General features: G+C 45.2%; 17 protein-coding genes. 10 read left to right on the plus strand and 7 right to left on the minus strand.

What is annotated here, in order from left to right; all coding sequences use genetic code 11:
- The first annotated feature begins 136 nt into the window (after positions 1-136).
- From MJ612_RS01165 to glgB, 3 genes are read left to right on the plus strand one after another with little or no spacing between them, the layout of a single operon-like run.
- Positions 137-2,158, plus strand: coding sequence for an alpha-1,4-glucan--maltose-1-phosphate maltosyltransferase (locus MJ612_RS01165; RefSeq protein WP_187028647.1), 2,022 nt, complete (start codon positions 137-139; stop codon positions 2,156-2,158).
- Positions 2,159-2,175: 17 nt separating this feature from the next.
- Positions 2,176-5,511 carry a maltose alpha-D-glucosyltransferase gene (gene treS, locus MJ612_RS01170; protein WP_187028649.1) on the plus strand — a complete coding sequence of 1,112 codons (3,336 nt, stop codon included), beginning with the start codon at positions 2,176-2,178 and terminating at the stop codon, positions 5,509-5,511.
- Positions 5,504-7,738: a 1,4-alpha-glucan branching protein GlgB gene (glgB, locus tag MJ612_RS01175; protein ID WP_187028651.1), complete on the plus strand. Its 2,235-nt coding sequence runs from the start codon at positions 5,504-5,506 to the stop codon at positions 7,736-7,738. Before treS ends, glgB begins: the two co-directional genes overlap by 8 nt.
- Positions 7,739-7,903: 165 nt before the next feature.
- On the opposite strand, the gene MJ612_RS01180 is transcribed toward glgB, so the two are convergent.
- Positions 7,904-8,974: a mechanosensitive ion channel family protein gene (locus tag MJ612_RS01180; RefSeq protein WP_187028653.1), complete on the minus strand. Its 1,071-nt coding sequence runs from the start codon at positions 8,972-8,974 to the stop codon at positions 7,904-7,906.
- Between the two features lie 317 nt (positions 8,975-9,291).
- Between MJ612_RS01180 and MJ612_RS01185 the strand changes: the two genes are divergently transcribed.
- Positions 9,292-11,508 (plus strand): bifunctional alpha,alpha-trehalose-phosphate synthase (UDP-forming)/trehalose-phosphatase, encoded by a 2,217-nt coding sequence (locus MJ612_RS01185; protein WP_187028655.1) that lies wholly within the window; start codon positions 9,292-9,294, stop codon positions 11,506-11,508.
- 60 nt (positions 11,509-11,568) lie between these two features.
- On the opposite strand, the gene xseB is transcribed toward MJ612_RS01185, so the two are convergent.
- From xseB to MJ612_RS01210, 5 genes are all read right to left on the minus strand, one after another.
- Complete coding sequence (gene xseB / locus MJ612_RS01190; protein WP_187028657.1) at positions 11,569-11,838, minus strand: exodeoxyribonuclease VII small subunit; 270 nt, start codon at positions 11,836-11,838, stop codon at positions 11,569-11,571.
- Positions 11,825-13,390: an exodeoxyribonuclease VII large subunit gene (gene xseA / locus MJ612_RS01195; RefSeq protein WP_187028659.1), complete on the minus strand. Its 1,566-nt coding sequence runs from the start codon at positions 13,388-13,390 to the stop codon at positions 11,825-11,827. The genes xseB and xseA overlap by 14 nt, the downstream gene beginning before the upstream one ends.
- 359 nt (positions 13,391-13,749) lie before the next feature.
- Positions 13,750-14,145, minus strand: a complete 396-nt coding sequence (locus MJ612_RS01200; RefSeq protein ID WP_187028661.1) for a hypothetical protein — start codon at positions 14,143-14,145, stop codon at positions 13,750-13,752.
- A gap of 117 nt (positions 14,146-14,262) precedes the next feature.
- A complete protein-coding gene (locus MJ612_RS01205) occupies positions 14,263-15,690 on the minus strand; it encodes an aldehyde dehydrogenase (RefSeq protein ID WP_187028663.1) in 1,428 nt (475 codons plus the stop codon).
- Positions 15,691-15,693: 3 nt separating this feature from the next.
- Positions 15,694-16,545, minus strand: coding sequence for an SDR family NAD(P)-dependent oxidoreductase (locus MJ612_RS01210; RefSeq protein WP_187028665.1), 852 nt, complete (start codon positions 16,543-16,545; stop codon positions 15,694-15,696).
- Between the two features lie 183 nt (positions 16,546-16,728).
- Here MJ612_RS01210 and MJ612_RS01215 point away from each other — a divergent pair, with 183 nt between their 5' ends.
- Complete coding sequence (locus tag MJ612_RS01215; RefSeq protein ID WP_187028667.1) at positions 16,729-17,574, plus strand: hydroxymethylglutaryl-CoA lyase; 846 nt, start codon at positions 16,729-16,731, stop codon at positions 17,572-17,574.
- A 3-nt stretch (positions 17,575-17,577) separates the two neighbouring features.
- Complete coding sequence (locus tag MJ612_RS01220) at positions 17,578-18,318, plus strand: (Fe-S)-binding protein (protein WP_187028669.1); 741 nt, start codon at positions 17,578-17,580, stop codon at positions 18,316-18,318.
- Positions 18,319-18,437: 119 nt separating this feature from the next.
- Here the strand turns inward: MJ612_RS01220 and MJ612_RS01225 are convergent, their stop codons facing one another.
- The gene (locus tag MJ612_RS01225) at positions 18,438-19,097 is read right to left on the minus strand and encodes an outer membrane beta-barrel protein (protein ID WP_187028671.1); all 660 of its coding nucleotides are present in this window, start codon (positions 19,095-19,097) and stop codon (positions 18,438-18,440) included.
- Between the two features lie 443 nt (positions 19,098-19,540).
- On the opposite strand from MJ612_RS01225, the gene MJ612_RS01230 reads away from it, so the two are divergent.
- From MJ612_RS01230 to MJ612_RS01245, 4 genes are read left to right on the plus strand one after another with little or no spacing between them, the layout of a single operon-like run.
- Complete coding sequence (locus tag MJ612_RS01230; protein WP_250419009.1) at positions 19,541-20,443, plus strand: TIGR02587 family membrane protein; 903 nt, start codon at positions 19,541-19,543, stop codon at positions 20,441-20,443.
- A gap of 6 nt (positions 20,444-20,449) precedes the next feature.
- Positions 20,450-20,863, plus strand: a complete 414-nt coding sequence (locus MJ612_RS01235) for a hypothetical protein (protein WP_187028673.1) — start codon at positions 20,450-20,452, stop codon at positions 20,861-20,863.
- Between the two features lie 32 nt (positions 20,864-20,895).
- Complete coding sequence (locus tag MJ612_RS01240) at positions 20,896-21,807, plus strand: cyanophycinase (RefSeq protein ID WP_187028675.1); 912 nt, start codon at positions 20,896-20,898, stop codon at positions 21,805-21,807.
- A 9-nt stretch (positions 21,808-21,816) separates the two neighbouring features.
- Positions 21,817-22,188 carry a hypothetical protein gene (locus MJ612_RS01245; protein WP_187028676.1) on the plus strand — a complete coding sequence of 124 codons (372 nt, stop codon included), beginning with the start codon at positions 21,817-21,819 and terminating at the stop codon, positions 22,186-22,188.
- Positions 22,189-22,192: the final 4 nt, after the last annotated feature.

Raw genomic sequence — 22,192 nt, forward strand, 5'->3', positions numbered from 1 at the left:
TAGTAAAAGCAAAGTATAATTTTACCAGTGTCTCAGGTTCGGTCGCATACCGATAGCCGTGCTGCCCGTATGATATGAACTTAACTGCAACCTATTTAGGGCGGGCAAGTAACTACAGACCAAAGCTATTGTATACATGGAAGGACTGGACGGAACCCACAGAGTAATTATTGAAAACGTTAAACCTGAGCTGAACTGCGGACAGTACCCGGTTAAAAGGGTAGTAGGTGAAGAACTAACTGTTACCGCTGATATTTTTGGAGATGGCCACGATGAAGTAAAAGCAGTGTTGCTCTACAGGCATGGCCGTAAAAAGAAATGGAACGAGATGCCGATGCAGTTCCTGGGCAACGACCGCTGGCAGGCCACATTTGTACCCGATGCTATGGGGCTGTTTGAATATACTTTGCAAGGTTGGATCGATCATTTTTATACCTGGCAGAAAGGGCTGCGCAAAAAGTTTGAAGCCAACCAGGACATCACCGTAGAATTACAGATTGGCGCTCAGCTTATCGAAGAAGCGGCTTCAACCGCAAAGCCAGGTCAGCAGAAAAGGCTGCACAAATGGGCACAGCAACTTCGTGGTAATATATCTGCAGCCAGTGGTGTAGAACTGGCTACAGGGCATGATATTTCAGAACTGATGCACGCCTGTTGCGACCGCAAAAATGTAACTACCTATGGTAAAATTTTACAGGTTGATGTTGAGCGACATAAAGCGTTGTTCAGCACCTGGTACGAGTTCTTTCCAAGGTCGTCGGCGCAGGAAGCAAACCGCCACGGCACGTTCCAGGATTGTGTAAGGCTGTTACCGCGCATTGCAGAAATGGGATTTGATACGATTTACCTGCCACCCATACACCCGATTGGCCGTGCTTTCAGAAAAGGCAAGAACAATTCGGTAACATCAGAGCCGGGAGAGCCGGGCTCACCGTGGGCCATTGGTGCTGAAGAAGGTGGGCACAAAGCTATACTTCCGGAACTGGGCACACTGGATGATTTCCGGCATTTTGTACACGAAGCCCGTGGGCATGGCATTGAAGTAGCGCTCGATTTTGCCATACAATGCTCACCTGACCACCCATATGTAAAAGAGCATCCGCAATGGTTTAAATGGCGACCGGATGGCACCGTACAGTACGCTGAAAATCCACCTAAAAAATACCAGGATGTGCTGCCTGTTAATTTCGAAACCGAAGACTGGCAGAATCTGTGGCAGGAGCTTAAAAGTATAGTATTACACTGGGTAGAGCAGGGGGTACATATTTTCAGGGTAGATAACCCGCATACTAAAACCTTTCATTTCTGGGAGTGGATGATACGTGAAGTGCGGGCACAGCATCCGCAGGTCATTTTCCTGGCAGAGGCTTTTACGCGTCCTAGGGTGATGGAGCGATTAGGTAAGATCGGCTTCACACAATCCTATACATACTTTACCTGGCGCAACAACCCGCAGGAGATGCGCGAGTACCTGACGGAACTTACCAAAACCGATATGCGCGAATATTACCGCCCTAACTTCTGGCCTAACACACCTGATATTTTACCGGAAGTGCTGCAGCACGGCGGAGAACCTGCTCACATTATGCGTGTGGTTTTAGCGGCAACCCTTTCATCAAACTATGGCTTGTATGGTCCGGTATATGAGTTCTCAATGGGCACACCTTACCCGGGAAAGGAAGAATACATAGACTCCGAAAAGTATGAAGTAAAGCACTGGGACTGGGGCAAGAAAACGAAGGTTTCAGAAGTTATTACGCTCATAAATAAAATACGTAAAGTAAACCCGGCGCTGCAAACCACCTGGAATATTGCTTTTGGTGAAGCCGATAACCCTCAGTTTTTATGCTTTGCTAAATGGGATAATACCAAGCGAAACAAAATACTGGTAGTAGCCAACATGGACCCCTACCACACACAGTCGGGTTGGGTACAGGTGCCGATGACTGAGTTGGAACTCCCGCAAGGTGAGCAATACATGGTGCACGACCTACTGACCGAACACCGCTATACCTGGCAAAACGAATGGAATTACGTAGAGCTGCGTCCGCATGAAATGCCGGTGCACGTTTTCCGTATAGAAGAAGCTAACACCGGCATGGGCCATAATAATTTAGATGATACATGGCTCCCAGTTGAACATACCACCCACGAATAAAAAATAAAAACTACACTATGGCAGCGGACAAAGATCTGTTAGACGACAACATACACTGGTACAAAGATGCGATCATCTACGAACTGCACATCAAAGCATTTAAAGATGGCAGCGGCGATGGAATAGGTGATTTTAAGGGCCTGATGCAGAAGCTGGATTACCTGGAGAGCCTTGGGGTTACGGCTATATGGCTGCTGCCTTTTTATCCGTCGCCGTTAAAAGACGATGGCTATGATATTGCCGACTACTATAGTATAAACCCGAACTACGGGGATATGCGCGACTTTAAACTTTTTGTGAAAGAGGCGCATCGTCGTGGTTTAAAGGTAATTACTGAGCTTGTTATAAACCATACTTCTGATCAGCACCCGTGGTTTCAGCGTGCACGGCATGCGAAGCCAGGTTCTGCGCACCGCGATTTTTATGTGTGGAGTGACGATCCGAACAAGTATAAAGATGTCCGCATCATATTTACCGACTACGAGCCAAGCAACTGGACCTGGGACCCAGTAGCCAAACAATATTACTGGCACCGCTTTTTCCATCACCAGCCCGACCTGAACTACGACAACCCTGCCGTACAGAAAGAAGTGTTTAAGGTGCTGGATTACTGGCTGGACTTAGGCGTGGATGGATTCAGGTTGGATGCTGTGCCATACCTGTATGAGCGGGAGGGTACCAACGGAGAGAACCTGCCGGAAACTCATGAGTTCCTGAAAAAGCTGCGTGCCCACGTAGACAGCAAGTATACCGGCAAACTATTACTGGCGGAAGCAAATATGTGGCCCGAAGATTCTGCATCATACTTTGGTAACGGCGACGAGTGCCACATGAACTACCACTTCCCGATCATGCCCCGTTTGTTCATGTCGGTAAAGATGGAAGACCGCTATCCGATCATCGATATTTTTGACCAGACACCGCCTATACCTGAAACCTGCCAGTGGGCGATGTTCCTGCGTAACCACGACGAGCTGACGCTAGAGATGGTGACCGATGAAGAGCGCGACTACATGTATAAAGTATATACCCGCGACCCGCTGGCCAAGATAAACTTAGGTATTCGTCACAGATTGGCGCCGCTGCTGGGCAACGATCGCAATAAGATAGAACTGATGAACGTGCTGCTCTTCTCTATGAAGGGAACACCGGTGGTATACTATGGCGACGAGATAGGCATGGGCGATAACTTCTACCTTGGTGACCGTGATGGTGTAAGAACCCCGATGCAGTGGAGCGACGACCGTAATGCCGGTTTCTCAACAGCTAATCCACAGAAATTATACTTGCCCGTTATCATCGATCCGGAGTATAAGTATGAATCTGTGAACGTGGAAACCCAAGAACAGAACAGCAGCTCACTGCTCTGGTGGACGCGCCGCATCATAAATATGCGCAAACGCTACAAGGCGTTTGGCCGCGGAAGTATACGGTTCCTGAACCCGTCAAATTCAAAAGTGCTTGCCTTTATCCGCTCCTACGAAGACGAAAATATACTGGTAATAGCCAACCTTTCTCGTTTCCCGGAAGCGGTTGAGCTGGACCTGAACGAGTTTAAAGGCTATACACCAATGGAGGTGTTCAGCAAAAATAAATTCCCAAGTATAAAAGACGATGCTTACCTGTTTACGGTGGGTGCACACGGCTATTACTGGTTCGAATTGCAGCCACAGGATGTTTCGGTTAGTAAAGTGCTGGACATGCAGCGACCAGCCATGCAACTTCCTTCATTAAGCAACCGCTTGCCACAGGAAGTTGTTCGGCAGCTCGAAAACCGTGTTCTACCACAATACATACTTAACCGGAGATGGTTTGGCGGTAAAGCCCGCACAGTTCAACGTATGCAGGTTGTAGATCATGTTCCATTGCAGGTAGGGGAGCACGGAGCAGCTATACTTATAGTTGAAGTAAGCTATAACGAAGGGCTACCGGAAATGTACCAGCTGCCAATTGCTTTTGCTAACAAAGAGCAGGAACAGGAGCTGATAAACGGGCAACCAGCCAGTGTAATTGCACGGGTAACTCATAATGGGGAAGAAGGTATTTTATATGATGCGCTTTACAAGGAAGAGTTCCGCCAACTGCTGCTGCAACTTATAGCTAAACGCCGCCGTGTACGTGCCGATCATTCTGAACTTGCTGGCCATAGCCATCAGCAGGTAAGCAATGTGCTGCGCAGTAGCAACAACAGTATAGCTTCTAAAATACTGAGTGCTGAACAGAGCAACACTTCTATAGTTTACGACAACCAGTTTTTCCTGAAAATATACCGCAAACTGGACCGGGCACTGAACCCGGATGTGGAAGTAGTGCAGGCTTTAACTGACAGAGTCGGATTTCCTCAGGTGCCACGCTTTATGGGCATGCTGGAACATCATTCGCCGGGAGGAGCGCCTATGGTGTTGGCTATGCTACAGGAACTTGTGCCTAATCAGGGAGATGCCTGGGAAAACATGGAAGACTCTCTTAAACGTTTCTTCGAGCGGATCCAAACTCAGAACGAACGTATTGATCTTAGTCCGACAATAGGCACTTTGTCACGGCCTGTTTCTTTTGCAGCTGCACCTGAACAAGTGCAACTGCAGCTAGGTGGTGCTTCTGTGAGCCGTATTGAGCTACTTGGCCAGCGAACAGCAGAACTACATCTAGCGCTTGCGTCTATAAGAGATCTGAAAGATTTTGCTCCTGAAGATTTCTCCCTGCATTACCAGCGTTCTCTGTATTCTTCACTTACATCACTTGTCCGTAGTAACTTCGACAGCCTGCGCCAGCACTTACCTAAACTACCAGATGCTGTTCGTGCCGAGGCAGAAGAAGTCCTGAACATGCGTTCTGAAATACTGGAAAGACTGAAACGGATTTTCTCCCGCAAAATAGATACGCTTAAAATAAGAACCCACGGCGACTATCATTTAGGGCAGGTAATCTTTACAGGTAAAGATTTTATCATTATCGATTTTGAAGGTGAACCGGCCCGTTCATTCAGCGAACGCCGTTTAAAGCGCTCACCATTACGTGATGTGGCTGGTATGATCCGCTCTTTCCATTATGCAGCTTATAATGCCCTGTTCCAGCAAGACAGAGCGGGTAAAGAAGATGGGGGTTATCTGGAAGATTGGGCAGAGCAGTGGTATCATTATGCAAGCAACTTCTTTATGTACTGTTACCTCGAAAAAACAATGGGTACAGGTATAGTGCCTGATAAGGAAGAAGATTTTGAGATTCTGATGGAGACCTTTCTGCTGGAGAAGGCAATCTATGAACTGGGATATGAACTGAATAACCGTCCGGATTGGGTGCTTATCCCTATCCGGGGCATTAAGTACATCATGAAAAAGTATCAGCATGGCTAAGAAAAAACTAGAGAAAGCACCGGAAACAAACTTAACTGCACCAATTATTGGAACAGGCGATAACAATGCTCCTGCGCCAAAGCGCGGCAGAACCAGGAAAGCTGATCTGGCAGCAGAAATGGGTGCGCCCATAACTACCGAAGCTTCAGCTGAAGTTCCTGCAAAACGAACCCGAACAAAAGCTGTACCTGTGGAGTCTGCTGAACCAACGCCTGCCCGTAAAGTACGGGCAACCAAAAAGGGAGCTGCTCCTGCTATACAACAGGAAAGTATAGGAGCTCCGGAAGCTATACCACAGCAGCCCCTGGAAAAGAGAGCTGTTTACCACGATATCAGCCGTTTTACAGAATTCGATATTTACCTGTTTAAAGAAGGCCGCCACTTTACGCTGTATGATAAGCTCGGATCGCACCCTATGGAGCATGCCGGACAAAAAGGTACTTACTTTGCTGTTTGGGCACCTAATGCAGAACGCGTAACTGTTATCGGGGACTTTAACTCCTGGAACCGCGACAGCCATATTTTGAAGGTACGCGAAGACGGGACGGGTATATGGGAAGGATTTATACCTGACCTGACAGGTGGGCAGCTATACAAGTATCATATAAAATCGAATTACCACTTATACCACGTTGAGAAAAGCGACCCGTTTGCTTTTGCCCGCGAAAAACCGCCGCAAACAGCATCCCGCATCTGCGATCTGAAATATGAATGGCAGGATAATGAGTGGATGGAGCAAAGGAAAACTAAAGCCGGACAAGCACAGCCTTTCAGTGTGTATGAAGTGCACCTGGGCTCGTGGCGTCGCAGAGCCGAAGATAATAACCGACCGCTCACGTACCACGAACTGGCCGAGGAACTACCGCAGTATGTAAAGGAAATGGGCTTTACACACGTAGAGTTCATGCCTGTTATGCACCATCCGTTTCAAGGGTCATGGGGATATCAGATTACAGGTTATTTTGCAGCAGCCAGTATCTATGGTTCACCACAGGAGCTCATGCATCTCATCGATGTACTGCACCAGCATGGCATAGGCGTAATTCTGGATTGGGTACCATCCCATTTCCCGTCAGATGAGCATGGTCTGGCTTACTTTGATGGCACTCACCTGTACGAACACGCTGATCCCCGGAAAGGCTATCACCCGGACTGGAACAGTTACATCTTTAACTATGGTCGTAACGAGGTCCGTTCTTTCCTGATCAGTAATGCGCTTTTCTGGCTCGAGAAATATCACATAGATGGATTGCGGGTAGATGCCGTGGCATCGATGTTATACTTAGACTATAGCCGCAAAGAGGGAGAATGGATACCAAACGAGCATGGTGGACGTGAGAACCTGGAAGCTATATCGCTGATAAAAGATTTTAACAAGGCAGTGCACGAGCGCTATCCTGATGTTCAGACGATTGCAGAAGAATCTACGGCCTGGCCTGCTGTTACAGGAACAGTTGACCATGGCGGGCTCGGCTTTAACATGAAATGGATGATGGGCTGGATGCACGATACGCTGCACTATTTTTCTAAAGACCCGATTTACCGCCGGCACCACCAGGGCGAGATCACTTTCAGTATCATCTATGCATTCTCAGAACGGTTTATGCTGCCGTTGTCTCACGATGAAGTGGTACATGGAAAAGGATCGTTGCTGCGTAAAATGCCGGGTGATGAATGGCAGCAATTTGCCAATCTGCGGGCTTTGTATAGTTACATGTTTGCACACCCTGGAGCAAAGTTATTGTTTATGGGGGGCGAGCTGGCGCAAAGTACAGAATGGAACCATGACCATAGCCTGGACTGGCACCTTCTGCAGTATAACTACCATAGTGGTGTACAACGCCTGCTGCAAAACCTTAATAAACTATACCGCGAAGAACCTGCTTTATATGAACTAAGCTTCGATAGCAGCGGGTTTGAGTGGGTAGATTTCCAGGATGCACATAATAGTGTGATCAGCTTCTTAAGAAAGGGAAAAGAGCCAGGCAGCGATGTACTTGTTGTTTGTAACTTAACCCCGATCGTGCACGAGCACTACCGGTTAGGTGTACCTACCGGAGGCGAGTGGGTACAGCTGTTTAACTCCGATGATGAGCAGTATGGCGGAAGCAATGTACAAAATCAGGCATTGTTACAGGCTACTGAAGAACCATCGCATGGCCGTGACTACTCTCTTGCACTGAAATTGCCGCCACTGGCTGTCATTTATTTTAAGCCAAATAGGTAAAAACAGGTAAAGAGTTTAGGAGGTAAAGAGTTTGTGCCTCCTAAACTCTTTAACTATAGATTATATTCCTTTGCGCAATGGAAAGATGCCGATGAAGTTAATGCCCTATAAAAAGAGTTATGTATGAGTAGTTTTATACTTGATAACAGATGGGCCGGGTAGTTACTATGATGAAATATTACCTGATACAGCGGTCCGTACTTTAGGTAATGCATCCGGGTAGTTTTTCTGGATATAGTAAAGTAATTTTTCACGGATATGGCAACGCAGGTCCCATGCTTCACCGGAGTTTCTGGCACTGAATAGCACCCTTAGTTGTACAGTCTCCTGCAACACTTCAGTAACTTCCAGAGCTGATACTTTTTTGTCCCATAAGGGAGATGCCTCCAATAAACGCTTCAATTCGTTTCTGATGTCATCTACAGGTACATTATAATCGGTATAGAAAGTTACTGTTGCTAAGATGTCCACACTGGTGCGGGACCAGTTCTGAAAAGGCTTCTCAATAAAATAATTTAGCGGAAGTATAAGCCGTCTATTATCCCATATCCGGAGCACAACATAGGTCAGGGTTATTTCCTCCACTCGCCCGAACTCCTGCTCTATCACCAGTACATCGTCTATCCTGATTGGCTGTGTAAAAGCTATCTGCAGACCGGCAAGTAAATTGGCCAGAGAACGTTGTGCTGCAAATCCTAAAACCACACCAGCTATACCTGCCGATGTGAGCAAACCTGTACCTAACGTTCTGACTGCTTCAAACTGGAGCAGGATCAGAGAACCGGCAACAAATGCGATCAGAATAACAGATACTTTTCTAACAAACTGGAGCTGTGTATAGAGTTTCCTTTCACGCAGGTTATCCGCTTTATCAAGCACATATTTATGGTGCACCATATCTTGCACCACCGACACCAGTTTTATCAGTATCCACGCAAAAACAATGATATTGAGTATTTCAATAACCCGCCTGAGCGTATGTATACTTCTCTCAGAGAGAGGCATCGTACTAATAGCCATAGATACAAACAGCAGTGGTATAAAGTAAGTGAGCGGGTGATTCAGGTGTTTGGTAAACGAAACGACAAGTTTGGGATTGGAGTGACGATTATAAAAACCCAGCAGTTTGAACAGGATATACTTTAAAACCAGACCCAGAATTATACTTATGGCAATTATCATTAAAGAAATAGCCAGGTTATCCAGGTGATTTATGTATGATCGGAGTTGATCCATTAGCTATACTTTTGGCGGCACATTAACATATTTTAAACACAGCCTTGTTACTCTTTAAAGTTGTTACAGGTTTTATGATTCTTAATTCCGGTGATTAAAGGGATACAACTACAGAGGTAGTTATACCTATGTATCCAGTGTTAAATACTTATTTATAGCGAAGTTCTAATATTCAGCCCAACGCTGCCGGGATGAATACGTAATAGTAAAATGAGCAAACCTGTATTCAGGTAATACAGTAATGTCAGATTGTATCACTTAAAGGCCTGATAAGCCGTTTTTTTACTTTACTGCCAGCTAAAAATTAAATACTTTCAATGGCAAAACTGATTATTGTGTCGAACCGGCTTCCGGTTAGGTTACAGGAGAAGAATGGTAAACTGGTTTATACACCTAGTGAAGGGGGATTAGCTACCGGTCTTGGTTCTATTTATAAAAAGAAAGATAATCTATGGATAGGCTGGCCAGGAATGGTGATAGAAGATCCCGATAAACAGGAGCAGATCGTGGAAGACATCAGGAAAGACAATATGTTTCCTGTATTTTTATCCGAAAACCAGATTAAGGAGTTCTATGAGGGGTTCAGTAATGAAACGCTGTGGCCTACTTTCCACTATTTTAACCAGTATGCTATTTATGAGCAGGGCCTTTGGGATACTTATGTTGAAGTAAACCAGAAATACTGTGACGAGATAGTGAAGCATGCAAGCCCTAATGATACCATTTGGGTACATGATTACCAGTTGCTGCTGCTGCCTTCTATGCTACGCGAGAAGTTACCTGACAGCACGATCGGCTTTTTTCAGCATATTCCTTTCCCCTCATTCGAGGTATTCCGTTTGCTGCCATGGCGCAAAGAACTACTGGAAGGTATGTTAGGTGCGGATCTTGTAGGTTTCCATACTTATGATGATATGCGCCACTTCCTGAGCTCTGTTAACCGCATTTTGGGGTATGGTGGCATGCATGGCTGGATAAATACAGGTACCCGGTCACTGCTGGTTGATTCTTTCCCGATGGGTATAGATTATGAGAAGTATGCCAGTGTGGCTGCTTCTGAAGAAGTACTGCACCTGGAAAAGGAATACCGCAAGAACCTGGGCACAGAGCACATCATTATCTCCATAGACAGGCTGGATTACTCTAAAGGTATACCGCAACGCCTGCAGGCTTTCGAGATGTTTCTGGAAAAATATCCGGAGTTCTGTAACAAAGTATCGTTGGTAATGCTGGTGGTGCCTAGCCGTGATGCCGTAGAGAAGTATAAAGAACTGAAAGAAGAAGTTGATGAACTGGTTGGTAGAATCAATGGTAAGTATAGCAACATAAACTGGAACCCTATACAGTACTTCTACAGATCTTACCCGTTAGAGACGCTCTCGGCTTTTTATAAAATGGCAAACGTAGCGTTGGTTACACCTATGCGCGACGGTATGAACCTTGTCTGTAAAGAGTATGTGGCCAGCAAACTGGATCAGAAGGGGGTGCTTATACTTAGCGAAATGGCAGGAGCATCTAAAGAGCTTTCCGATGCGCTGCTCATTAACCCGAATGATATAAATAAAGTGGTTGAAGCCCTTTATGAAGCGCTTACCATGCCTGAGGAAGAGCAGCGAATGCACATGATAAATATGCAGGAAACGCTGAAGCGCTATAATATACATCACTGGGTAAACCTGTTCATGGACCGCCTGGCATATGTTAAGATCAAGCAGATGTCGCTGGAAACAAGCTACCTCGACGATGCTACTTTCCAGGAGATGAGCGATGCATACGAAATGGCAAGTTCGCGGTTGATATTCCTGGAATATGATGGTGCACTGACCAACTATAAAACGAAGCCCCTAATGGCGCGTCCTGACGAAGACCTGCTGGAACTTCTGGAAAACCTGAGCAGCAGCCCAAAAAACAGGGTTGTTGTGATCAGTAGCCGCGAAAAAGCAAATATGGAAGACTGGCTGGGGGACCTGAATATTGATATAGTGGCAGAGCATGGGGTGTGGCTGAAGCAGCGCGGATCGGGCTGGAAAACCATGATGAGCCTGATGGATGACTGGAAAAGCGATATACGCCTGATACTGGAGCTATATGTAGACCGTACGGCCGGCTCGTTTATAGAAGAAAAAGAATACTCGCTGGTGTGGCATTACCGTCGTGTTGAAACTGGCCTGGGTGAGCTTCGTGCCCGTGAATTGGTTAACCATCTTAACTTTCTGGCGACTAACAGCAACCTGCAGGTATTAGATGGGCAGATGGCTGTTGAAATTAAAGCACAGGAAGTAAACAAAGGTAAAGCGACCAGCCACTGGTTAAATATGTACCCGCATGAGTTTGTACTTGCCGTTGGCGATGACTGGGGCGATGAGGAAATATTTAAAGCTATGCCACGAAATGCCTATACTGTAAAAACAGGAAACGCATATTCTATAGCCAAATATCATTTGGATGGCCCTTCTGAAGTACGGGAGATGCTGGCAAAACTAGTGAAGCATGAAACCAGGGAAATTCCTCCCAATGCCCGGATGACAGGATAAGTATAAAACAAAAGCCGCTGGATCTGCACCAGCGGCTTTTGTTTTACAGGTAGTAGCAAGTTAAAACAAGGTGCCATTACTGCTCTTGCCTTCTGGTTTCTTTGGCTTAGCTGGTTCCTCGCAATTTTCTTCGTTAAATACCTGGTCAATGGCTTTTTCAGCGGCACGTAGCTTATCCTTGCACAACTTTATAAGCTGCGACGAACGCTGTACTTTCTGTGTTAATTCATCTACGTCTACGTGATCGTTCTCGATTGCCCTCAGGATTTCTTCCAGCTCCTGTGTGGCTTCACGGTAGGTCATGCTGCTGATGTCTTTATTTGGTGTCATGGGTGTCTTTGTTTACAACTATACTATGGATGGTGCCGTCCTTTATTCTGGTTTCTACTACATCTCCGTCCTGCACCTGAGCTATACTTTTAATGATCCGGCCATTTATCAACGTTAAGGTATACCCACGAAGTAAAAGCTTTTCCGGGTTGTTGGCTTCTATACTTGTCTCGATCAGTTTTAGCCGGTGTGCATCGTTCTGCAGTTTGCGGGCTGCGGCAAAAACCAGCTTGTCACTTTGCTTGGTGAAGCTGATCTCTGTTTGTTTTATACTTTCTTTTACCTCGGTTTCCAGGCAGTGGTTAAGTGTGTTCAGTTCGTGCTCCTTCATGTGCAGGTACCGCTGCGCTTTGCCTTCCACACAAACTGCCAGTTCGCTCAGGTGCCGCTCACGTGTATGCAACAGGTCTTTTGTATTAGCTCTGATGTCTCGTTCAAAGTCACTTACAGTATGCTTCTGACCATCCAGGTAAGCTTTTGGTTTTAGTACCAACCCTCTCGATAATGTTTCAAGCAGTTCGCGACCTTCTGATAAAAAGTCCTTGGTTGAGTTAGAAATCCGCAGTCTTACACGTTCCAGGCTATCATCGGTTATTTTCAGTTGCTGCGCCGTAAACATCCGGATACTGTCATATAATCCTTCGGTGTATTCTTCCGCACTTCTGAAGCGATCGATCAGGAAATTGGCCACAGCTGTTGGCGTTTTAAGCCGCGTATGCGCTACCAGGTCGGCTATACTTTCGTCGCGTTCGTGACCTATACCTGTAAGTACCGGCAAAGGAGCATTACCAATGGCAGCTGCTATACTATAATTGTCAAAGCAACTCAGGTCTGTCTGCGAACCACCACCCCGTATAATCACTATAGCATCAAAACGATATTTATACCTGGCAATAAGTGCCATGGCTTTGTTTACAGAGGCCGGTGCTTCGTTGCCCTGCACAGTAGCCGGGAACAGCATAGTATGGAAAGTATAACCAAATGCGTTGTGCTGTAACTGGTGTATAAAATCCTGGTAACCGGCAGCCGTTGCCGAAGAAATTACGGCCAATCGCTGCGGTACTTCTTCCAGTTCCAGCTCTTTGTTGGCTGTTAATAAACCTTCTGCTTCGAGTCGTTTTAGTGTTTCCTGCCGTTGCCGGGCAAGGTCGCCGATGGTATAGTTCGGATCGATGTTATGGATATCCAAGCTCAGGCCATACAACTCGTGAAACTTTACACTGGCCTGGAACAGGATCTTTAACCCAGCTTTTAAAGGTTGTCCGGTCTTGTCTTCAAAAAAGCGGCTGAGCATGGAGAAACGGGCACTCCAGATGGTAGCACGTGCCTGTGCCAGCATCTGCCGGGCATCATCGCCCTTATCAACTAAGGTAAGATAGCAGTGGCCTTTGCGCCTGTCCGGGGTAATCTGGGCAATTTCAGCTACCACCCAATAACTTTCCGGAAACGCCACTTCCAGCTCTTCCCTGATCTGCTGGTGCAGCTCAAAGAGCGAAAGCGGAGTCTGAAACTCCTCGTACACGGTAGTTTGCCGGAAAAATAACTGGGACATCAGCCGGAATATGGGTTAACCTAATATAGTTAGCAAATTACAAATTGATTTTGTAGAAGTAAGGACCCGGGTGCCGGAATTTTTAAATTTTCACCTTATTCAGATCAATATAGTACAATCTCTATACTTAAGGAAGGACTGTTTGTGGAATAATACTCTACCCTGGTCTTTCTGTAGTTGCTCCAATACGTTGTTTACCTGCTGTTTACATTTATAGCTGTTCTGGTAAGGGCAATAGGGTTGTAATAATTTGATTAAGAGGTTATTGCTGATAAAAGGAAACCGCCGGTGCTGCTGTCCCGGCGGTTTCCTTTTTATACTTTTATTTAAAGAATACCTGTAGGAGAAGTATAGGTGCCTTAATGCACAACACGCAGAACAGGTTCAGGCAAAGGTTGGCGTGTTTCATGGTCTATTGTAAAATAGCCTACCATGCTTGGTCCATACCCTAAGTTGATCTCTATAAACTTATTTCTTTCCGGAAGCATGTTGATCAGTTCGGAGCGTAACTGGTTATACTTCGCCAGCAGTTCAGTCATCTTCTGTTCTTTGTCATTGAGTTCGCTCTTGGCAATACCCTCTTTCATTTCCTGCTCCAGGTCATGTTGTTCCGGGTTAAAATCAGACTTCATACTTTGCAGCGAAAGAAGTTCTACATCCAGTATTCTGATGTCACGCTCAATGTTCAGATAGTCTTTTACTTTGTCTTCAAGCGGAATAAGCGATTTGTCTAAGTATTGTGTCAGGTTTTCCATAAAGTTCCGAAGGGTGTAGGTGTTGTAAGTTTTATACGCAACTCCTTTAAATTATTTGCACTTTTTAAGTATAACCTTCAGAAAAAAATCTTTACATGCTGCTGATAACCTGATTGCTTACAGCCACTTAAAAAAACGGCGTAACAAATTCAGCTTGTTGCCATAAGGCGGGTACCGAAACGGAAGGTCGAGCCAGGTGCCACGATGCAGTACGCTCTTCTGATGAGAGAATACATCGAAGCTGGCAATGCCGTGGTAACTGCCCAAGCCGCTGCTACCTACGCCGCCAAAAGGTAAGTTCGGGTTTGCCAGATGAGAAATAGTATCGTTGATACAACCGCCGCCAAAAGTTACTTCATGCAGAATGCGTTGCTGGTAAAGCTTATTAGCTGAGAAGAAGTATAGTGCCAATGGTTTTTCATGTCGGTTTACTATTTTAATGGCTTCATCTATTGTTTCAAACGTTAGTATTGGTAGCACAGGGCCAAATATCTCTTCCTGCATCGATGGGTGATCCCAGGCAATGTTGTCCAGTACAGTAGGGGCAATGTAACGGTCTGCAGCATCAGTCTCACCACCAATACGAACATGCTCCGGCGTAAGCATGGCGCTGAGCCGCTGAAAGTGGTTGTCGTTAATAATACGGGCAAAGTCGGGGCTGTTGAGGGGCTGCTCCCCATAAAACTCTTTGATGCACTGCGCCATCTGCTGTATAAATTCTTCCTTTACATCTTCCTGCACCAGTACATAATCAGGAGCTACACAGGTTTGGCCGGCATTAAGAAATTTTCCCCAGCAGATGCGTCGTGCTGCCAGTTCCAGGTCTGTATCCGAAACAACTATAGCCGGACTTTTGCCGCCCAGCTCTAAGGTTACCGGCGTAAGATATTCGGCGGCAGCTTTCATTACAATACGGCCCACCTGGGTACTTCCCGTGAAAAAGATATAATCAAAGCGTTGGGCCAGCAGCTCTTGCGATGTTTCTACACCTCCTTCAACAACAGCCAGGTAACGCTCATCAAAATTCTGGGTGATAAGGCGGTTTACTACGGCTGCTGTATTGGGTGCGATCTCAGATGGTTTAAGTATAGCACAGTTACCGGCTGCCATTGCCCCAATTAGTGGCGTAAACAATAAATTTAATGGGTAATTCCAGGGCGAGATGATCAGGGTTACGCCATAAGGTTGCGGGTAAACATAACTGCGTGCAGGGAAATTAATGAGAGTTTCCGGTACTCGGCGCGGACATGCCCAGTCTTCGATACTTTTCAAAGCTAGTTTCAGCTCCAGTTCTATAAATCCTATTTCGGTACCAAAAGCTTCCAGGGCAGGCTTCCTGAAATCGGCGTAAAGGGCATCAAACAATTCCTGCTCATGTTGCTTTAGCACGCGTTGCAGTTTGCGCAATTGTTCTTTCCTGAACGCAACAGGTAATGTATGGCCATCAGCAAAAAAAGCTCGCTGTGATGTAAGAAGTGCCTGTATTCGCTTCTTGATTTCTTCCTGAGACACTTGACCGGTAGAGTTTGGGGGGGCAATAGCCATATATTAAAGGTTAGGCTTTTTATCAGTTTCAGATTGCGCTGGTGCAGGTCGACCTGTAAAGTGATCCATAGAAGTATATACGTTAAAAAATCTGCCGACAATAAGGTCAAATAAACGTGTTGGCAAAAGCCCCCGCAGCAAGGGTAGAAGGTACACAACAGATGGTTTGCGAACTATAATTCTGTTAGCAGCAATAGCTTGTACTATAGCTTCTGAAACAGCTTTGGGCTCAAGTATAGGCGTTAGTAGCGGGCCGCGTGCTCCTGCAAACATTCCGGTATTAATATAGCTTGGCGTAACTGTAGTTACATGCAGGTTTTTGCTTTGTTGTTCAAGCTCCAGTCGTAAACTCTCAGACCAGCCCAAAACAGCCCATTTGCTTGCGGCATATACGCTCATGCGTGGGTTTGGTGTTAAACCGGCTGCCGATGCAATATTGACAATATGGCCACTGCCGCGGGAAACAAATCCATCTAAAAATGCTTTTGCCACATACATAGGGCCTGCTATATTTATACCTAAGGTGCGGTCTATGTCGAGGTAACTGTGTTGTTGAAACAGGTCGCCTACCACAATTCCTGCATTATTAACAAGTATAGTTGGTAACCCAACATCCTGTATTACCTGCTCAGCAGCCTGTTGCACTGCCTGTGCATTAGCCACATCTACCAAGTAACCCCAAACATTATAACCTTCAGCAGCAAATTCAGCTATAGTTTGTTCTAAAAGCGATGGGTTTACATCCCATATAACCAGCTGGCTTGCGCCACGTAGCAGGCATTTCCGGCCCATTAGTTTACCGATGCCTGAGGCACCGCCTGTAATCAAAACTATACTTCCTGAAATTTGAGTCATGAATGGACGGGTATAGGTGTATAAAGTATTCTCTGTTGAAAGAGTAGTTTAATATAAACAAGTTTTGAAAAAGATGAAGTATTAATGCTGAAGTATAAAACAGGAAAGCAGATACTATAAATTTGTATCTTTGATTGTAAAGTAATTTCGTACACAGCCTGCTAACGTATAGCTGATACTACTATGAAGATAATAGAATGCCCGCGCGATGCCATGCAGGGGCTCCAGAAGTTTATACCTACTGATGTTAAAATCGAATACATAAACCAGTTGCTGCAGGTTGGGTTTGATACAATAGATTTTGGAAGCTTTGTGTCGCCGAAAGCTATTCCGCAGATGAGCGATACTGCCGAAGTACTGGCCAACCTGGATCTGGAAAATACTATCTCAAAACTGCTGGCTATTATCGCCAATGTACGTGGTGCCGAAGATGCTGCGCAGCACAAGCAGATCGATTACCTGGGCTTCCCGCTGTCGGTTTCGGAAACGTTTCAGCAGCGCAATACCAACAAAAGTATAGCCGAGGCAATGGTGCAGCTGGCTCAGATACAGGATATCTGCCATAAGCACAATAAAACGTTGGTAACTTACATCTCCATGGGTTTCGGTAATCCGTACAACGACCCTTGGGATACGGAGACAGTACTTCACTTCGTTAAGGAGCTGGATAAGCTGCAGGTAAAGATCATTTCGCTTTCTGATACCATCGGCGTTTCTAACCCGGATAACATCAGCTATCTTTTCGGTTCTCTTATTCCTGAATTTAAACACATTGAGTTTGGTGCGCACCTGCATACTACCCCCACCACCTGGCAGGAAAAAGTAGAAGCAGCTTATACTTCCGGTTGCCGCCGTTTCGATGGAGCTATCAGGGGGTTTGGTGGATGCCCGATGGCAAAGGATGAACTGGTAGGAAATATGGCCACCGAAAATTTAGTAGCTTACTTTACCACGATTGGTGTAAATTTGAACCTTAATAAAGCTGCACTTGATGCGGCCATTGCACAGTCTGGGGCTGTGTTTTCTTAACATATGGCAAAAAAGATAATTGTAGATATTTTCATACCCTGCTTTGTGGACCAGATGTTTCCGCAAACCGGGATGAACATGGTAAAAGTACTGGAGAGCGTAGGCTGCGAGGTAAACTATAACCCTAACCAAACCTGCTGCGGGCAGCCTGCTTTTAACGCCGGTTTCTTTAGCGAAGCCCGCGAAGTTGCCAACAAGTTTTTAGATGATTTCTCGAACGAGAGCTCGCATTATATTGTAGCGCCTTCGGCATCTTGTGTAGGCATGGTACGCAATGCTTACCAGGATATTTTTGTAAAGTCGTCGAGCCTGGTAAAGTATAGGGCTATGCAGAAAAAGGTGTACGAATTCACCGAATTCCTGACCGATGTATTGGGCATAACAGCTATATCTGGCGCTTCCTTGCCGGGCAAAGCTACCTATCACGACTCTTGCAGCGCCCTGCGCGAATGCGGTATCAAAGCAGGCCCGAGAGCACTACTGGAAAATGTAGATGGTTTTGAGCTGGTAGAGATGGAAGACAATGAGACCTGCTGCGGTTTTGGCGGTACCTTTGCCGTAAAATTCGAAGCTATTTCGTCGGCTATGGCTGAACAGAAAGTAGACAATGCCCTGGCTACCGGGGCAGAGTTTATAGTATCCACAGACAGCAGCTGCCTGATGCACCTCGAAGCTTATATTCAGAAGCAAAAGAAACCGATCAGAACCATGCACATTGCTGATGTGCTGGCTAGTGGCTGGTAAAATTGACTGCTGATTGAGAATTGTTAATTGTTTATACTTTCATCAAGTATAGCATAAAATAAAAAGGCCTGTGCAGGTTATACCTGCACAGGCCTTTTTGCTTCTGGCTTTATTAAAAATTAGCGGCTGATATAGTAGCTGAAGCCAATGCCCAAAGTACGGTTACTTAAGTCGAGTCCGAAATCTGTGTAAGTTGATTTGCCATTCTCACTATCTGGTTCTTCTTCCAGCTTGTTATAAAATAGTGAACCGAATGTGGCACTTATACCAATCTTTTCTGTCGGGAAGAATGTAATACCCGGCTCAATGGCGACATAATATTCTTTCGATTCGGTTTCTGATTTCCATAAAGTAGCGTCTCCACTTTCCAGTTTTGTTTTACCCGTATTAAAGCCTGCAGTACCCATACCTGTTACTGCAACTTTTTCACTTAGCATAAAATACTTCTGCAGGTAAACTCCTAAACCAATTACATTCTTTTTGCTATTTCTGATGTAGTCAGAGTAGGATTGGTCTACTCTGTAATCTGATTTCTCATGGCCATAATTGAAGGCTGCACCTACTTCTATCCCGTCTTTGATCATAAAACCAACTCGCGGACTGATTGCAAGTGTGGTAACTTCTAAATTAGCTCTTTGTGAATTAAAGGGGTTACCAACATCATCAGAGTTCTTGCTTAAGTTCACCGAACCAGACACAACTATAGAACCTTGTGTGGTTTGAGCGAATGCACCTGTACTTACAAGACCGAAAATAGCCACTGCTAAAAGTTTTTTCATGTTTGTTTTCATATTTAGTTTCTGCAAAAGTATAGAAACATAGTTATAACACAATATAAACACTGAAAATGGAAGAATTGCTACAACTGCTCCGGATTCATACTTAGTAGTAAGGTATTAGCCGGTATTTTAATGGTATAAAATCTTAATTCTTGCCCAGAAAGAGTTTCCAATGTTAAGACAAGCGTACAAATTGTAATGCCTTGGCAATGGCAATAAAATTGTATCCTTACCAAGCTCTTACATTATACATAGTTAGGTAGCGCAAATAAAGAAAAGAGCAGGTGGCTTTAAATTATTTGCTACAAAACATTTCGATGTTTTATGACAACTGTTACAGTAAAAGTTGCTTAGTATATTACAATTTTTGATATGGTTACGGTTGGTAAATATATTTTAGTAGACATCTTGATCAGGTACGTGGACATACTTTATTTAACCTTGTGCGTATACTTCCAGAAAATAAGTATAGTACAAAATTGAATGTAAACCGGATCATTGGTAACCGCCCGTTAAGGAAATCTCTGAAAGAATATGCACGTGGCATAACAGGGGGCTTATTGTTCAGCTTTCCGTTGTTGTTTACTATGGAAGTATGGTGGGCCGGCTTTACTGCCACGCCAGAGCAGCTGCTTATACTGGTATTAGTAACGTATCTGTTGTTGCTTGGCTATAACCGGTATGCCGGTATGCGGCCAGGAGTTTCGTGGCGCAGCATCATGATCGACTCGGTAGAAGAGATGGGCATTGGCGTACTATTGTCGTTTGTGGTGCTGTTTATGCTAAACCGGCTCCGGCCCGGTGAGATGGCGCTGAGCGAGATAATGGGTAAAACCATCATCGAGGCAATGGCAGTGTCGATAGGTGTATCAATTGGTACGGCACAGCTAAGCTCCGATGATTTTGAGGAAGAGGAGCGGGAGACTAACGAAGAACTGGAAGCGGAGAAAGAACCCGGCAGGTTCGGGATGGTAGTGCTGGCATTTTGCGGCGCTATACTGATTGGTGGTAATGTTGCCCCAACCGAGGAAGTAATTATGATTGCTGTGGAAGCATTGCCGTTGCACATTTTATTAATGGCGGCAGCCTCGTTGTTGTTAAGTATAGTTGTGGTATACTTCAGCGACTTTAAAGGAACTGCGCGGCAACCATCCAAAGACTTCTTTTTCTGGCTCACCTTCGATACCTGTGTAAGTTACTTGGTGGCATTGATAGCTTCGGCATTTGTGCTCTGGTTCTTTGGCAGGTTTGATGGTGTCAGCTTTTGGACGGGTATGCAAATGACTGTAGTGCTGGGGGTATTATCGTCGTTGGGAGCATCGGCTGGAAGACTTCTGATTAAGTAGCGAATCATGACCACCGATAAAGCTAAAAGGAAGCATAACCCTGACGAAAAAAACTGGCTGGAATGGCTGGTATTTTGTGTAAGTCTGCTGCTGCTGCTCAGTATATTGGGATATCTGGTATACCAGGTAAGCAGTTACAAGGCCCAGGATCCTGACGTGTACGCCGAAGCACAACCTGACCCGTCGGTTATGGCGCCTAACCGCTACCAGGTAGCAGTTTATAATAAGGGCGGTTCCACTGCCGAGGAAGTGATTACTGAGTTTATACTTTATACCGATGGAAAAGAAAAGGAAAAGGCAGAGTTGATGACAGCATTTTCCCCGAAGGACTCCAAGCAGGAAGGCTGGGTAATCTTTTCGGGCCAACCATCGGATAAAGACTCTGTAGTGGCAAGAATAGTAAGTTTTAAAAAACCATAAGCACCAATAAACAACCTAAAACTTATAGAAAAATGGCAAAGAAAAAAGTAAATATAAGTAGTAACTCTAAAGATAAAAATACTTCTGCGCTGCCGTTTCCGAAAGGTAAATTATTGGCTATAGGTGGCAAAGAAAGTAAAGGCGAAGAAGAGCAGGAACAAACAGAAGTACAGCGCCTGAGCATCGACTTTATAAGCCAGGAAATTCTAAAGCGCTTTGTAGAAGAACTAAAAGGCGACAACCCATTGGTTGCAGTTATACCTACCGCTTCAGGTGAGCCTGAAGAAAGCGCGAAAAGTTATGTGGATGTATTCACAGATCTGGGAGTAAAAGATGTACAGGTAATAGATATACGCAATAGGGTGGATGCCCAGAAGGAAGAAAACTGCGACATTATAAGTCGGGCAGCAGGCGTGATGTTTACAGGTGGAGACCAATTAAAACTAACCGCCATACTTGGCGGAACACGCTTTTTAGAGAAAATTAAGGAGCGATACACCTACGATGATTTTATAATTGCTGGTACCAGTGCCGGTGCTGCAGCATTATCAACTCCTATGATTTATGAAGGAGAAACCAACAAAGGTATGCTGAAGGGGGATGTGCGCATAACAACTGGTCTGGAGTTCCTTAAAAACATCGCTATTGATACACATTTTATACAGCGCGGGCGTATCATCAGGATGGCACAATGTATTGCTACCAATCCGGGTTGCATTGGCATAGGCCTGGAAGAAGATACCGCTATATTTGTTACCAACGGGAAAAATGTGGAAGTAGTAGGTACAGGACTTGTAACAGTAGTAGACGGGATGAATATTACCAAATCCACTATCCACGAAATAAAAACAGGACAACCTTTTTCTGTTTGCGGACTGGAAGTGCACCTGATGGCTGATAAGGAAACATTTATCATCCCAACCTTCGAACAACTACATGCCTGATCCTGCTATATGAAAGTATCAACGGTTGCCATATTACAGGGCCTTTACTGGTTTATTACCGGTGTATGGCCCTTTATACATTTAGGCAGTTTTCTGGCAGTTACAGGTCCTAAGCAGGATATCTGGCTGCTATATACCGTTGCTGTGCTCATTATTGTGATTGGCGGAATTTTATTGGCAGCCGGTGTAAGCAGGAGAGTAACCCCAGAGATAAAGTGGCTGGGTATAGCCGGTGCTGCAGGGCTTACAGGTATAGATGTATACTACGCCCTGAACGATGTGATATGGGATGTATATTTGCTGGATGCAGCAGGAGAGATAATTATTATACTACTATGGCTCTGGGCTGGCCGTAAAGGAATGATACATCAACAAGTATAAATCA

This window comes from Pontibacter deserti (assembly GCF_023630255.1).
GTDB classification, from domain to species: domain Bacteria; phylum Bacteroidota; class Bacteroidia; order Cytophagales; family Hymenobacteraceae; genus Pontibacter; species Pontibacter deserti.

Bases quoted from the DNA above. Each gene is read 5' to 3' on its own strand.
- MJ612_RS01165 (WP_187028647.1), top strand. From the start codon at position 137: ATGGAAGGACTGGACGGAACCCACAGAGTAATTATTGAAAACGTTAAA.
- MJ612_RS01185 (WP_187028655.1), top strand. From the start codon at position 9,292: ATGGCAAAACTGATTATTGTGTCGAACCGGCTTCCGGTTAGGTTACAG.
- MJ612_RS01220 (WP_187028669.1), top strand. From the start codon at position 17,578: ATGGCAAAAAAGATAATTGTAGATATTTTCATACCCTGCTTTGTGGAC.
- MJ612_RS01200 (WP_187028661.1), bottom strand. From the start codon at position 14,145: ATGGAAAACCTGACACAATACTTAGACAAATCGCTTATTCCGCTTGAA.
- MJ612_RS01245 (WP_187028676.1), top strand. From the start codon at position 21,817: ATGAAAGTATCAACGGTTGCCATATTACAGGGCCTTTACTGGTTTATT.
- treS (WP_187028649.1), top strand. From the start codon at position 2,176: ATGGCAGCGGACAAAGATCTGTTAGACGACAACATACACTGGTACAAA.
- MJ612_RS01235 (WP_187028673.1), top strand. From the start codon at position 20,450: ATGACCACCGATAAAGCTAAAAGGAAGCATAACCCTGACGAAAAAAAC.
- MJ612_RS01215 (WP_187028667.1), top strand. From the start codon at position 16,729: ATGAAGATAATAGAATGCCCGCGCGATGCCATGCAGGGGCTCCAGAAG.
- MJ612_RS01210 (WP_187028665.1), bottom strand. From the start codon at position 16,545: ATGACTCAAATTTCAGGAAGTATAGTTTTGATTACAGGCGGTGCCTCA.
- xseA (WP_187028659.1), bottom strand. From the start codon at position 13,390: ATGTCCCAGTTATTTTTCCGGCAAACTACCGTGTACGAGGAGTTTCAG.
- MJ612_RS01205 (WP_187028663.1), bottom strand. From the start codon at position 15,690: ATGGCTATTGCCCCCCCAAACTCTACCGGTCAAGTGTCTCAGGAAGAA.
- MJ612_RS01240 (WP_187028675.1), top strand. From the start codon at position 20,896: ATGGCAAAGAAAAAAGTAAATATAAGTAGTAACTCTAAAGATAAAAAT.
- glgB (WP_187028651.1), top strand. From the start codon at position 5,504: ATGGCTAAGAAAAAACTAGAGAAAGCACCGGAAACAAACTTAACTGCA.
- MJ612_RS01225 (WP_187028671.1), bottom strand. From the start codon at position 19,097: ATGAAAAAACTTTTAGCAGTGGCTATTTTCGGTCTTGTAAGTACAGGT.
- xseB (WP_187028657.1), bottom strand. From the start codon at position 11,838: ATGACACCAAATAAAGACATCAGCAGCATGACCTACCGTGAAGCCACA.
- MJ612_RS01180 (WP_187028653.1), bottom strand. From the start codon at position 8,974: ATGGATCAACTCCGATCATACATAAATCACCTGGATAACCTGGCTATT.